Source organism: Caulobacter sp. (genome assembly GCF_965279145.1).
Classification (GTDB): Bacteria; Pseudomonadota; Alphaproteobacteria; order Caulobacterales; family Caulobacteraceae; genus Caulobacter.
On the sequence record NZ_OZ257139.1, the window covers coordinates 2,543,200 to 2,556,878 of the forward strand.

Genomic DNA, 13,679 nt, shown 5'->3' on the forward strand with positions numbered 1-13,679 from the left:
CAGAGATCTGATGGAATGGAAAGCGCGCGAAGGCGGGGCGGGGTTCGATGCCGCTCGATCCGCGACTGCGAACGATCGTTTGAACTTGATCGGCAAATCCGTAAGCTCCCGCAAAAGAGCCGGAAAGAACCATCATGCCCAAGGTCGCCGCCAACGGGATCGAGATCGAGTACGACATCCACGGACCCGAAACCGGCGATCCGCTGCTGCTGATCATGGGCCTGGGCCAGCAGCTGACCCGCTGGCCGACGAGCTTGATCGAGCAACTGGTCGAAGAAGGCTTCCGGGTCATTCGCTTCGACAATCGCGACATCGGCCTATCCACCCGCTTCGACGCGGCGGGCGTCCCCGACCTGCCCACGGTGTTCGGCGCGCTGATGAACGGCCAGACGCCGGACGTGCCCTATCTGCTGTCCGACATGGCCGATGACGCGGCGGGCCTGCTGGAGGCCCTGGGGGTCGAGGGGGCCCATGTGGTCGGGGTGTCGATGGGCGGCATGATCGGCCAGATGCTCGCCGCCGGCCATCCCGGCAAGGTGCTGTCGCTGGTCTCGGTGATGTCGACGACCGGCAACCCCGCCGTGCCGCCCGCCACGCCCGAGGCCCTGGCGGTGCTGTATTCGCGTCCGACGGCGACCGATATCGACGGCCTGGCCGATCACGCCCTGAAGGCCCAGATCGTCATTCAGAGCCCGGCGTGGCCCGTCGATCCGGTCAAGGAGCTGCCGAAGCTGAAGGCGGCCATCGAGCGCGCCTATCATCCGGCCGGCGTGGCCCGCCAGATGAGCGCGGTCGTCGCTTCGGGCGACCGCCGCGCGGCGCTGGGGACCATCACGGCGCCGACCGTGGTGCTGCATGGCGACGCCGATCCTCTGGTTCGCGTGGAAGGCGGACGGGACACCGCCGCGACCATCCCGGGCGCCGAACTGCGGATCATCGAGGGCATGGGCCATGACCTGCCCGAAGGCGTCCACGCGGCGTTCATCGACGCCGTGAAGAGCGCGGCGGCGCGGGTCTCCGGCTAGCGCCGTCCACAAAAAAACGGCGCATCCCCGAGGAGGAATGCGCCGTCAATATCACGCGGCGTTGGGAAGGACCCGCGCGAAGGGGGAGGGGAGGTCGCCGCCGCGATCGCTCGCGACGGCGTGAGGTCGCTAGAACTTGCCGCGGATGCCGAAGATGATCTGACGGCCGGGCTGGTAGAAGGTGAAGGCGGCGTTGTCCCAGGCGAACGTGCTGCGCTGCGGCTCTTCGGTGATGTTGATCACGTCCAGGGTCACGCGCGGCGAGGTCGGCAGGCCCTTGAACTCATAGCTGGCCGACAGGTCCCACTGGCCGCGGGCGTCGGTGTTCAGGGTGGCGAAGGGAATGCCGTTCTGGTTCGGGCCCGAGGAGACCTGGGCGTCGTTCCAGACATAGCTGAGGCGCACCGTCGCGCCGTGATCTTCGTAGTAGCCGGTGACGTTGTAGGTCCACGGCGAGATGCCGACGGCCGAGGCCGGGGCGCCGGTGCCGCGCGCGTTCTGCTCGACGTGTGTGGCGTTGGCGGTGAAGCCCGAACCCTTGAGCACGAAGTCCAGGGGCTGAACCCAGGTGACTTCCTGGCCCAGAATGGTCAGCACGCCGTCGGCGTTGACCTGCTGGCTGACCGTGACCGTGGCGGCGTTGGGACCGCCCCGGTTGGTGATCGCCTGCTGTTGCAGGTTGGTCAGCTGGTCATAGGGCACGCCCAGCGACAGGAACGGGATGGTGTTGGTGCCGTTGACGGTGAAGCCGGTCAGTTCCTTGCGGAACAGGGCCACGCCCACATAGCCCGCGCCGCCCGTATACCATTCGCCGCCGAGGTCGAAATTGTTCGACAGATAGGGCTGCAGGTTCGGATTGCCCTGGTTGGCCTGCTGGGCCGAGGGATCGCTGAAGGTCGTGCCTGGCAGCATGGCCGACGGGTTGGGCCGGGTGATGGTGCGCGAGGCGCTCATCCGCAGGATGATGTCTTCGCGCAGGTTCCACGCCGCGTTCAGCGACGGCAGCATGCCGTCATACTTGGTGGTGCGCTCCAAGAACGACAGCACGCCGTTCACCGTCTGCGGGCCCTGGATGGTCTGTTCGGTGTCGTAATAGCGGACACCGGCGTTGAAGCGCAGATCGCGATCGAGGATCTGGGTGACGCCGTTCATCTCGATATAGGCGCCGGTGGTCTTCTCGCCGATGAAGCCCGACGCCGCGCCGGTCGCGGCCGACGACGAGAACGGCGCCGAGGCGTTGAACGCGTCGTAGTTGGTGGCGCTGAAGAACTTGTCCCTGTCCAGCGTGATGAAACCAAGTGGGCCGGCCTTGATATAGCTGGCCAGGCTGGCCGCCGGGACGGCGGAGCCGGCCGCGCCGTTACAGGCCGGGGTCGGTGACGGCGCCGGGCTCTGCGGGGTCACGCCGCCGCCGCCGCAGGTGAAGGTCTGCCAGCGGCCGCTGTTGTCGATGGCCGTGATCCGTCGGCTGACGTCGTCATAGGCCACGCCGACCTTGAAGTTGATGGCCTTGTCCTCGCCGAAGGTGGCGTCGAAGTGCGCGCCCTTGGTGGCGGTGACGCGCTTTTCGTTCTGGATGTTGGTCCGGCCGCCGGCCCAAACCCAGCCCAGGTTCGGGTCGTTCAGGCTCTTGCTGGGGGTGATGGTCGGACGATCGCCGCCCTTGTTGGAATAGGCGACGTTCAGGCCGCTGCCCAGCGGGGTGTTGAACAGCACCGTCGGGGCTTCGCGCAGGAAGACCGAGCGGCTCCAGTTGACCTGGCCGTCCAGCTTGATCCAGTCGTTGGCGCGCCAGCTGAAGCCGGGGTTCAGGTTCAGCACCTCGACGTTTTCGTCATAGGGACGATATTCGAGGAAGAACTGCGAGTTCAGGAACGTGCCTTCGGTGACGACACCGTTGCCGTCGACCTTGACGCCGGTCGGCACCATGAAGTTCGAATTTCGCACCGACCAGTTCATGTCGATGCGCTCGAACTTGCGTTCGGCCTTCGAATACATGGTGTCGAGATAGAAGTTGAGGGCGTCGCTCGGACGGTATTCCAGCGACACCAGATACGAGTCGCGGTTGCGCGAGCCCGAGCTCCAGCTGTCGCGGCCCAGACGCGGCAGCTGCGCGTCCGACAACTGGACCAGGCTGGTTCCGGGATTGAGCGCGAGCAGCAGGGCGCTGTCGATCGTCTGGCCGGGCGTCAGGCCATTGCTGGTGACGCCGGCCGGAACGACGGAGGCGAAGTTGAAGCCGTTGCCGCCGGTCACGTTGCAGCCCGTGCAGGCCAGGTTCGGATTGGTCCAGCCGATGGTCTCGAAACCCTCGGTGGTCGATTTGTTGCGGGCGAAGGCGGCGCCGGCCAGGATGCCGAACTCACCGGCCGGGGTTTCCCACGTCTTGCTGGCGATCACCGAACCGCGCGGGCTGATGTCGTCGGCCTGGTTGTTCTTGCCGGCCTGGAGCGAATAGATCAGCTGTCCGCTGGACTTGTAGTCGAACGGCCGGGCGCTGCGCATGTTGACCACGCCCGCCACGCCGCCCTCGACCTGCTCGGCCGTGGGGGTCTTGCTGACGTCCAGGCGGGTGAACAGTTCGGTCGGGTAGAGGTCCAGATCCACTTCGCGGTTCTGGTTCTGGCTGTCAGTGCGGCCCGACGAGGCGACGGCGGCCTGCGCGCCGTTCAGCAGAACCTTGGTGAAGTTGGTGCCCAGGCCGCGAATGGCGACGTTCAGGCCTTCGCCATTGATTTCGCGGGTCAGCTGGACGCCGGGCATCCGGTTCAGCGACTCGGCGATGTTGAGGTCGGGGAACTTGCCGATGTCTTCGGCGAAGACGGTGTCTGAAAAGCCGACGCTTTCGCGCTTGGCGTTGGTCGAGTTGGCCAGCGAGGCGCGGAAGCCCGTGACGACCACTTCCTCGACGGTGTCGGCCGGCGCGGGGGCGGTCGTCTGGGCCTGGGCGGCGAGACCGATGAAGCTGGTGGTCAGACAAGTGGCCCCGATCAGGGCCAGCCGGCGGCCGGATAGACGGCGTGCGGATGACGTCATGTTTCTCTCCCCTATGAGACGGCGCATGCGCGCTCGTTCGTCTTGGCCGCCGCCCTCTAATGGTAGCGGTCACAGGTGAGAGCGTTACGAGGTAAGGCCTTTTAAGTCAACGTGGTCATACCTTAGAATCGCGAGCTGGTCGGACCATTGTTATGTGACTGAGGTTTTGCGGCCACGGCGCCTGTTCCGGCCCTGTTGGCGGCGTGTTCATGGCCTGCGTGCGCGCCACCCAGTCGTCTGCCTGGATATAGGTCTGACAAGTCGGACGCGCGCCGCGGCTCAGTGGGCCGCCGTATCGACCTTTGCGATCACCGACATGCCAGGGCTCAGCCGCGCCGACAGCGGCTGGTTGGGGTCGATGGCGATCCGCACCGGGATGCGCTGGGCCACCTTGGTGAAATTGCCCGTGGCGTTGTCGGGCCTGATGACGCTGAACTCCGAACCGGTGGCCGGCGCGATCCGCTCGACGCGGCCGCGCAGGGTCTCGTCCAGCGCATCCACCGACAGCTCGGCGGGCTGGCCCACGCGGATGCGCCTGAGCTGGGTTTCCTTGAAGTTGGCCGTCACCCAGATCCGGTCGGGCACCAGGGCCATCAGCTGCGTGCCCACCGCCACCTGCTGGCCCTGGCGCACGCTGATCTCGCCCAGGCGACCGGCGCGCGGGGCGGTGATGCGGGTATTGGCCAGGTCGATGCTGGCGAGGTCGACCTGGGCCTGGGCGTTCTCGACGGCGGCTTCCAGCGAGCGCCGGCCCACGACGGTGGACGTCACGCCCGTGGCGGCGATGCCCTCCTGGGCGCGGGCCTGGGCCAACTGGGCCTCGGCGGCGCGCAGGGCGGCGCGGGTGATGTCGACCTGGGCCTGGGCCACCCAGCCGCCGGCCTTCAGCTTGGCGGCGCGGTCGGCGTCGGCGCGGGCCCTGACCACCTGCGCTTCGGCCCCGGCGATCGACGCGCGATACTGGGCCACCGAGCCGCGCGCCGAGGTCTGGCTCTGCTCGGAATTGGCCAGGGCCGCCTGGGCCGAGTGCAGCGCCGCCTGGGCCTGGCGAAGTTTCTGAGCGTAGATCCGGTCGTCGATCCGGGCCAGCAACTGGCCCTGGCTGACGACCTGGAAATCCTGCACCGCCACCTCGGTGACGTAGCCGGTGACCTGCGGCGCGATCACCGTCACCTGGCCGCGCACATAGGCGTTGTCGGTGCGCTGAACGGTCCGGGAGAACGGCGGCAGCTTCCAGGCGTACAGCACCATGCCCGCGCCCAGCACGGCGACGGCGATCAGCACGACCGTCCACATCACCCGGTTGGCCGGCGGCGGGGCGGACGGCGCGGCGGGCTGGGGAGCGGCTGTGGGGGCTTGGTCGGTCATGGCTTTCGGCTCTGTCAGGCGGGGGTGTCGGTCGCGGCTTCCGCCGCCTGTCGGGCGGTGGCGCGGCGGGCGAGGATGCGCGGGCGGAAATGGACGAACGTCACCCAGGCCGCACCGAGCAGGGCGACGATGGCGATCATCAGGAAGACGTCGTTATAGGCCAGCACATTGGCCTGCTGGGTGATCTGCTGGCCCAGCAGGCGCTGGCTCTCGACATTGCGCGCGGCGGGGTCGCCGACCACGCGGGCATAGGCGCCTGAGAGCTGCTGCAGGCGCAGCACCACATTGGGGTCGCCCAGCGTGATCTGCTCGGTCAGCTGGCTGGAGTGGAATTTCTCCCTCACCACCTGCAGCGTGCCCACGATCGCGCCGCCGGCCAGGCCGCCGATGTTTTGGCCCAGCGAGAACACCACGATGAAGCTGACCAGGTTCTGCGCGCCCTTGGTCAGCACCTGGACAAAGCCGATCAGCAGGGCCGGGCCGATGAAGAAGGCGGCGGCGAAGGCCAGCAGGGCCTGGCTGAAATACAGGTTCACCGGCCGTGTCAGCACGGTGGCGTGGCTGTCGATGAAGGCGCCCACGGCGATCAGGGCCAGGGCGATGGCGATGGGCTTGTTCAACTTGGTCATGTTCAGCGAGAGGGCGCTGGCGGCCGTGCCCGCCGTGGTCGCCGCCAGGATCACCCAGAACAGGCCGGTCAGCTGGTCGACGCCCAGGCCCATCAGCTGAAGGAAGCCCACCGCGCCGGAGGTCTGCTCGGACAGCACGATCCGCACCAGCAGGATCGAGATCACCAGCCGGACGATGTCACCGCTGGCCATCCAGCGCAGGTTGATCAACGGATCGTCGCGGTTGTGCTCGATGACCAGGGCCGCGCCGAGCAGCAAGATCGACCCGACCAGAGCCCAGCCGATCCACGCCGCCTCAGTCCACCAGACGATGCGGCCCATGCCCAGGACCGCGCACAGCAGCGCCACGCCCGGCGCGAATAGCGCGAAGGTGACGAAGTCTAGCCGGTCGAAGACCTTCAACCGCTGCGACGGCGGCAGCTTCAGGCCCAGCACGGCCGCCAGCGACAGCAGGGCCAGCCCCGCCTCGAACAGATAGACCCCCTGCCAGCCGGCCAGCTCGACCAGCGGATTGGCGAAGATCCGGGCCATGGGCGCGGGGAAGCTGGCCAGGCCTATGCCGATGATCAGGCCCTTCAGCCGGTGCGCCGGCGGGAAGACCTGCATCATGTAGAGGATGCCCAGCGACGACATGCCCGCCGCGCAGATGCCCGCCACCGCCCGGACGGCGATCATCGAGCCAAAGCCGTTGATGAACAGGTGGGCCAGGGTGACGGCCACGAACACCGTCAGGGTCAGCTTGGTGAACAGCTGCAGGCCGTACTGCTGGCGGAACTTGATCAGCAGCAGGTTCATGCAGGCGTTGGTCATCACGAAGACGATCGGCAGCCAGGCGGCCTCGGTGGTGCTGACGCCCAGATCGCCGGCCAGGGACGGCAGGTTGGCGCTGACCACGGCCGCGCCCAGGCCACCGGTCAGCGAGACCAGAACGCCGGTCAGCGCGTAGCGCACGCGGCGCGACAGGGGGTGGTCGGGCGTCGCCGGCGATCCCGGCAGGGTCGGTCGCTCGTGCGGCTGCAGCGTCGCGACATACTCGGCCCACGGGAGGTCGTGAGGCCGCTGGCTCATGGATTTTCGGTCGAGGTGGGACGCATGGAGTGTCGAACTCGCAAGCACGGTTAAGGTTCGATTTGAATCGACCCTGACATCGCTTCTCGCTGGCCGCCACCACGCTTCGCCCGGCGCCCAGCAAGCGCCTTCTAAGTCCGCTGACCGCAGGAAAGGCGATCAGTTCATGGCGTCGCAGTTGGCCTTTATGAACTCGAAGTGGCCCGGCATCACCTCGGCCGAACGGGCGATGACCGACTTGATCTCGGCCATGCGCCCGCGAAGCTCGTCGTCGCTCATCACGTCGACCATCGGGTCGTAGCCCTTGGGCAGCAGACCCTGGCCGACCATCACCGCGAACCATGAGGTGTCGTTGAACAGCTCCTCGTTCTCTCGGAAGATCCGCCCGTAGCTTTCGAACACCGCCATCTTGTCGGCCAGGTAGTCGGGGACCGACATCTCACGCAGATAGTCCCAGTAGGGCGTGTCGTTCCGCTTCGTGGCCTTGAAGTGCAGGATCAGGAAGTCGCGGATCTTCTCGTATTCGAACGCCATCACCCGGTTGTAGCGGTCGATGTCGGGCTGGCGGAAGTCGCGGTCGGGGAACATGGCCAGCAGGCGGGCGATGCCCACCTGGATCAGGTGGATCGACTGGCTCTCCAGCGGCTCCATGAAGCCGGCCGACAGACCGATGGCGACGACGTTCCTGTTCCAGCTCTTCTTGCGGCGCCCGGCCTTGAAGCGGATTTGGTTGGGCGAGGCCAGCGGCTCGCCATCCAGATGGGCCAGCAGATAGGCGGTGGCTTCGTCCTCGCTGATATGGGCGCTGGAATAGGCGTAGCCGTTGCCCAGGCGATGCTGCAGCGGGATGCGCCATTGCCAGCCGGCCGGGCGGGCGGTGGCGCGGGTGACCGGCGCCGTCGAACCGCCCAGCGCGCAGGGCACGGCCACCGCGCGGTCATTGAGCAGCCATTGCGACCAGTCCTCGTAGCCGGTCTGCAGGGTCTGTTCGATCAGCAGACCGCGGAAGCCCGAGCAGTCGATGAAGAGGTCGCCTTCGATGACATCGCCGCTCTCGAGCGTGACGGAAGTGACGAAGCCGGTCTCGCCATTCTGCTGAACGGTGGCGATCTTGCCCTCCTGGCGCACGATCCCGCGCGCCTCGGCGTATTCGCGCAGGTACTTCGCGTAGAGTCCGGCGTCGAACTGGAAGGCGTAGGCGATCGAGCCCAGCGGCGAATTGGCCTGGCCGTTGGGGCGCATGAACCTGTTCTGCCGCGCGCCCAGCGTGTTGAGGGAATAGGCCCCCAGATCGGTGTCCTGGCCCATGGCGTGCAGCTTGAGCCAATAGGCGTGGAACGACACCGCCTCCATGTCGACACCATAGGGCCCGAACGGGTGGTGATAGCTGTGGCCGATTTCCTTCCAGTCGACGAACTCGATGGCCAGCTTGAAGGTGGCCTTGGTCTTGCGGACGAAGTCGTTCTCGTCGAGGCCCAGCATGCGGTTGAAGATGTTGATCTGCGGGATCGTGGACTCGCCCACGCCCACCGTGCCGATGGCTTCGGACTCCACCAGGGTCACGCTGGTCTGGCCGTCCCGCGTCAGGAAGCGGCCCAGCGCGGCGGCGGTCATCCAGCCGGCGGTGCCGCCGCCCACGATGACGACGCGGCGAAGGCGGTTGTCGATGATCATGCGGTCTTCTCGAAATCAGGGGCCGCGCAATAGCGGGCGATAAAGGCTTCGTGGGTGGGCAGGGCCTCGGCGGTGCGGCGCACCAGAGCCGACAGGCGCTCCAGCTGGCCGCGCACCACCTGCTCGTCCAGGGTGTCGACCAGCGGGTCGTAATTGCGGGGGCGGATATTCTGGCCCAGCAGCACCGCCACCCAGCTGGGCTCGGCGAACAGGTCGTAGTCCGACTGGAACAGGCGTCCTCGCGCGGCGAACAGGTCGATCTTGCGCTGCAGGCTTTCGGGGATCTCCATCTCGCGGGCCGCGCGCCAATAGTCGCTGTCGGTGCGCTCGTTGGCCTTGAAGTGCAGGATGATGAAATCGCGGATCAGCTCGGTCTGCAGGATGCTCAGCCGGTTGTACTCGGCGGTCTCGACGGGATCGAAGCCCCGGTCGGGGAACAGGGCCAGCAGCTTGGTGATCCCGGCCTGGATCAGGTGGATGCTGGTGCTTTCCAGAGGCTCCAGGAAGCCGGACGCCAGGCCGATGGCGACGCAGTTCTTCACCCACATCTGATTGCGGCGACCGGCCTGAAAGCGAATGAAATTGGGCTCGGCCCGGGCCGGACCGTCGAGGGTGGCGCGCAGGCGGGCCAGGGCGTCCTCATCGCTGATGTGCCGGCTGGAATAGACATAGCCGTTGCCTGTGCGGTGCTGCAGCGGGATGCGCCAGCGCCAGCCGGCGCTGTCGGCCGTCGCGCGGGTGAAGGGCGTCAGGCCGTCGCCGCCGGTCTCGCAGGGCATGGCCACCGCGCGGTCGTTGGGCAGCCAGTGGCCCCAGTCCTCATAGCCCGTCTTCAGGGCGCCCTCGATCAGCAGGGCGCGGAAGCCGGAGCAGTCGATGAACAGGTCGGCGGTCTCGACATGGCCGCCCTCCAGGGTGACGGAGTCGATGAAGCCGTCCTCGCCGCGCAGGGTGACGTCCACCACCTTGCCCTCGCGCCGAACCACGCCCAGGCCCTCGGCGAAGCGGCGCAGGTAGCGGGCATAGAGGCCAGCATCGAAATGGAAAGCGTACTTCAGGCTGGACAGGACCTGGCCGGGATCCTTGCTGGGCAGCATGAACCGGCCCAGGCGGGCGGCCGTGGCCGACAGATTGAAGTCGTCGATCGGCTGGGTCGAACCCTGGCTCTGGGCCTTGAGCCAGAACTGGTGGAACTTGATGGCTTCGATATCCAGGCCAAAGCCGCCGAACGGATGCAGATAGCGATGGCCCAGCCGCGTCCAGTCGACGAACTCGATCGCCAGTTTGAAGCTGGCCCGCGTCTGGCGCATGAAGTCGGCTTCATCCAGGCCCAGAAGCTGGTTGAAGGTGTTGATCGGCGGGATCGTGGCCTCGCCCACGCCGACCGTGGCGATGGCGTCGCTCTCGATCAGCGTGATCTGGACGGTCTTCAGCACCTTTGAAAGCGCGGCGGCCGTCATCCAGCCCGCCGTGCCGCCGCCCACGATCAGCACCTTGCGAATGGGGTTGTCGTTCATGGGGCTACGCTTTCGATACGGCGACAGGCGTCATGGTGTTCAGGCATCGGCCATCCTCGCCAGCGCCTCGGCGTGGGTGGGCAGGCGCTCGGCGGTCTGGCGCAGCACCGTCCGCATTCGCTCCAGGGTGGCGCGAACCTTCTCCAGTGGCATGCGGTCGGCCAGCGGGTCATGGCGTCCGGGCGTGACGCCGTGGCCGATGAAGGCGGCGATCCAGCTCGGCTCCAGAAAGGTCTCCTCGTCGTACATCACCACGCGCCCGCGGCTTTCGAACTGGGTGAGCTTGTAGGCCAGCTTTTCGGGCATGGCGCCCTCACGGCCCAGATCCCAGATCGCGCCGTCGCGACGCTGGGCCAGGCGATAGTGCAGGATGGCCAGATCGCGGACGCGCTCGATCGTCTCCGCGCCCAGGCGGTTGTATTCGTCCATCGCCACGCCGCCGCCCGACCGTGGAAACAGGGCGATCAGTCGGGTGACGCCGCTCTGGATCAGATGGATGTCGCTGGCGTCGATCGCCTCGACCACGCCCGCCGCGCCGCCGATGGCCACACAGTTCCGCACCATGGACCGGGCGCGCCGGCCGTTGCGGAACGACAGGAACTGGGGCTCCGAAAGGCCGTGCTTGGGCAGGCCCACCCTGGCGGCGCGCAAGGCCGCCTCGTCGCCGGTCAGGTCGCCGCGATAGACCAGGCCGCTGTCCAGCCTGTCGCGCAGCGGAATGCGCCAGCGCCAACCGTCGGCAGCGGCCTCGATCTCGGTCAGGGGCGGCGCGTCGCGACGGGCCTCGGCCCCGATCCGCACCACGCGGTCGGCCGGCAGCAGGTCCGACCAGTCCTCGAAAGGTTCGGCCAGGGCCTGGCCGATCAGTCGGGCGCTGGGTCCAGTGCAGTCGACGAAGAGGTCGGCCGCGACCCGTTCGCCGTCTTCCAGGACGACCGCCTCGATGTCGCCGGTCTGGCCGTCGCGGGCCACATCGCGGATCTCGCCGCGGGTCGCCGTTACGCCGCCGCGCAGGGCCAGCTCGCGCAGCACCGCGACATAGCGGCCGGCGTCCAGGTGAAGTCCATAGGCCAGGGTCGACAGGGGCGAGCGGGGATCGGGGCTGGGCGGCGAGAAGCGGCCCAGGATCGCGGCCGTGGCGGCCAGGCTGTAGTCGTCGAGCGGCGCGACCTGACCCGCCAGGCGCAGGCGGTTCCAGTAGTGGTGGAAACCCACGCCCTCCAGGCTGGCGCCGATCTCGCCAAAGGCGTCGCAGTGGCTGGCGCCCGGCGTCCAGCCCGAGAAGCGCGAGCCCAGCTTGTAGGTCGCCCGGGCGGCCGCCATCAGCGCCGCCTCGTCCAGGCCCAGCAACGCATGGAACGAGCGCAGGGCCGGCAGGGTGGACAGCGCCCCGGTCGGCGCCGGGCCAGTCTCGACGACGCGGATCGCGGCCTGTCCGCCCGTGGCGCGAGCCAGGCCGGCGGCCGTCATCCAGGCCTCGACGCCGCCGCCGAAGATGGCGACGCGGCCCAGGGGCAGGGCCGGGGAGGGCCCGGTCATGCCACCGCCCGGGCGTTGCGGAAGCGTTCGAGGAAGGCCTGGTGGCTGGGCATGGCCTCGGCGGTCCTTTGCACGGCCGCCTTCAGTTCGGCCAGGCGTCGCGCCGCCTCGGCGGGATCGATCGTGTCGGCCATCGGATCATAGCCGCGCGGCAGGATGTTCTGGCCCAGATAGACGGCCAGCCACGAGGGCTCCAGGAAGAAGCCGTCGCGATACTTCACCACCATGCCCCGCTCGCGGAACAGCTCCATCTTGTAGGCCAGGCTGTCGGGGATGGGCGCGGCGGCCTTGTCGCGCCAGAACGGCGAGTCATCGCGCTGGGTGGCGTGATAGTGGAGCACCAGGAAGTCGCGGATTCGCTCGAACTCCAGGTCCATGACGCGGTTGTATTCGTCCTGGTCGGCCCGGGCGCAGCCCCGCTCGGGGAACAGTTCCAGCAGGGTGGTGATCGCCACCTGGATCAGGTGGATGCTGGTGCTTTCCAGCGGCTCCAGGAAGCCCGAGGCCAGACCGATGGCCACGACGTTGCGGTTCCACTGCTTTTTGCGACGGCCGGTCGTGAACCGCAGGAAGCGCGGGTCGGCCTGCGCCTTGCCGTCCAGCTTGTCGACCAGGGTGCGCGCGGCCTCGTCGTCGCTGACATAGCTGCTGCAATAGACATAGCCGTTGCCGACCCGGTGCTGCAGCGGAATGCGCCAGCGCCAGCCGGCGTCATCGGCGGTGGCGCGGGTATAGGGCGTGGGCGGCCCGACCGACTCGCACGGCACGGCCGCGGCGCGGTCGCAGGGCAGCCAGTGCGTCCAGTCCTCATATCCGGTTTTCATCGCCTGCTCGATCAGCAGGCCCCGGAAGCCGGAGCAGTCGATGAACAGGTCGCCCTCGATCCGCTGGCCGCTTTCCAGGGTCACGGCCTCCACGAAGCCGTCCTCGCCGCGCAAGGACACGTCCAGGATCTTGCCCTCGGTGCGCGCGACCCCGCGCGTCTCCGAATAGGCGCGCAGGTACTGGGCGTAGAGGGCCGCGTCGAACTGATAGGCGTAGGAAAAGGTCGAGCCCAGAGAGCGCGGGTCCGTCGACGGCGGGGCGAACCGGTTCAGCCGCGCGGCGACGATCGGCAGGCTGTAGGCCTCGACGCCGTCGGCCTCGCCGCCCATTCTTTCCGCGAGTTGGCGCGCCCGCAGCCAATGCTGGTGAAAGGCCACCCCGCCGATCGGCTGACCAAAGGCGCCGAAGGGGTGGATGTAGCTTTCGCCCTTGCGTCCCCAGTCGCGAAACTCGATGCCCAGCTTGTAGGTCGCCTGGGTCTTGCGCATGAAATCGGCCTCGTCGAGGCCCAGCCTGGCGTTGAAATTCCGGATGTGCGGAACGGTCGCCTCGCCGACCCCCACGATGCCGATCTCGGCCGATTCCACCAGCGCGATGGTCACCCTTGAATCGGCCAGGACGGCGCTCAGCCCCGCAGCCGTCATCCAGCCGGCGGTTCCGCCGCCGACGATGACGATCTTCCTGATTTCCCTCGAGTCCGCCGGGTTTTCCATCACGTCGCTTCCTCCGATCCCCATTTGTCGCGTGACCGTTTTTGGATGAATGGCCTTGGCGACAAACTGTAAATTGACAACGCTGTCTCACGTTGTCATCGTCACGTCATCCGGACGTCAAGATCCGGCCTCGTGGTTTGACCACGAAGGGGGAGGCAAGCGGCGGGAAAAGACTCCAGCGCGGCTCGGGCAGGACCGAGTAGCGCCGAAAACTCTCATTCCGATCGATCCCCCTTCATGGCTACGTGAGCCGGACCCGCGTGGCAACGCTTGACGAGCCGGTGC

General features: G+C 67.6%; 8 protein-coding genes. 1 reads left to right on the top strand and 7 read right to left on the bottom strand.

Annotated elements, in window-relative coordinates:
- The first annotated feature begins 134 nt into the window (after nucleotides 1-134).
- On the top strand, nucleotides 135-1,025 hold the full coding sequence (locus ACQY9P_RS12005) for an alpha/beta fold hydrolase (protein WP_421739030.1): 891 nt from the start codon (nucleotides 135-137) through the stop codon (nucleotides 1,023-1,025).
- Nucleotides 1,026-1,154: 129 nt separating this feature from the next.
- Here ACQY9P_RS12005 and ACQY9P_RS12010 read toward each other — a convergent pair whose 3' ends face one another.
- The 7 genes from ACQY9P_RS12010 to ACQY9P_RS12040 all read right to left on the bottom strand — a co-directional run bounded on the left by ACQY9P_RS12010 (nucleotide 1,155) and on the right by ACQY9P_RS12040 (nucleotide 13,394).
- Nucleotides 1,155-4,061 (bottom strand): TonB-dependent receptor, encoded by a 2,907-nt coding sequence (locus ACQY9P_RS12010; protein WP_421739029.1) that lies wholly within the window; start codon nucleotides 4,059-4,061, stop codon nucleotides 1,155-1,157.
- Nucleotides 4,062-4,340: 279 nt separating this feature from the next.
- The gene (locus tag ACQY9P_RS12015; protein WP_421739028.1) at nucleotides 4,341-5,429 is read right to left on the bottom strand and encodes an HlyD family secretion protein; all 1,089 of its coding nucleotides are present in this window, start codon (nucleotides 5,427-5,429) and stop codon (nucleotides 4,341-4,343) included.
- Between the two features lie 14 nt (nucleotides 5,430-5,443).
- Entirely contained in the window at nucleotides 5,444-7,126 is a 1,683-nt protein-coding gene (locus ACQY9P_RS12020; RefSeq protein ID WP_421739027.1) for an MFS transporter, read from the bottom strand.
- 159 nt (nucleotides 7,127-7,285) lie between these two features.
- Nucleotides 7,286-8,800, bottom strand: coding sequence for a tryptophan halogenase family protein (locus tag ACQY9P_RS12025; protein WP_421739026.1), 1,515 nt, complete (start codon nucleotides 8,798-8,800; stop codon nucleotides 7,286-7,288).
- Entirely contained in the window at nucleotides 8,797-10,317 is a 1,521-nt protein-coding gene (locus ACQY9P_RS12030) for a tryptophan halogenase family protein (RefSeq protein ID WP_421739025.1), read from the bottom strand. Before ACQY9P_RS12030 ends, ACQY9P_RS12025 begins: the two co-directional genes overlap by 4 nt.
- 39 nt (nucleotides 10,318-10,356) lie before the next feature.
- Nucleotides 10,357-11,856 carry a tryptophan halogenase family protein gene (locus tag ACQY9P_RS12035; protein ID WP_421739024.1) on the bottom strand — a complete coding sequence of 500 codons (1,500 nt, stop codon included), beginning with the start codon at nucleotides 11,854-11,856 and terminating at the stop codon, nucleotides 10,357-10,359.
- A complete protein-coding gene (locus ACQY9P_RS12040) occupies nucleotides 11,853-13,394 on the bottom strand; it encodes a tryptophan halogenase family protein (protein ID WP_421739023.1) in 1,542 nt (513 codons plus the stop codon). The genes ACQY9P_RS12035 and ACQY9P_RS12040 overlap by 4 nt, the downstream gene beginning before the upstream one ends.
- Between the last annotated feature and the right edge of the window lie 285 nt (nucleotides 13,395-13,679).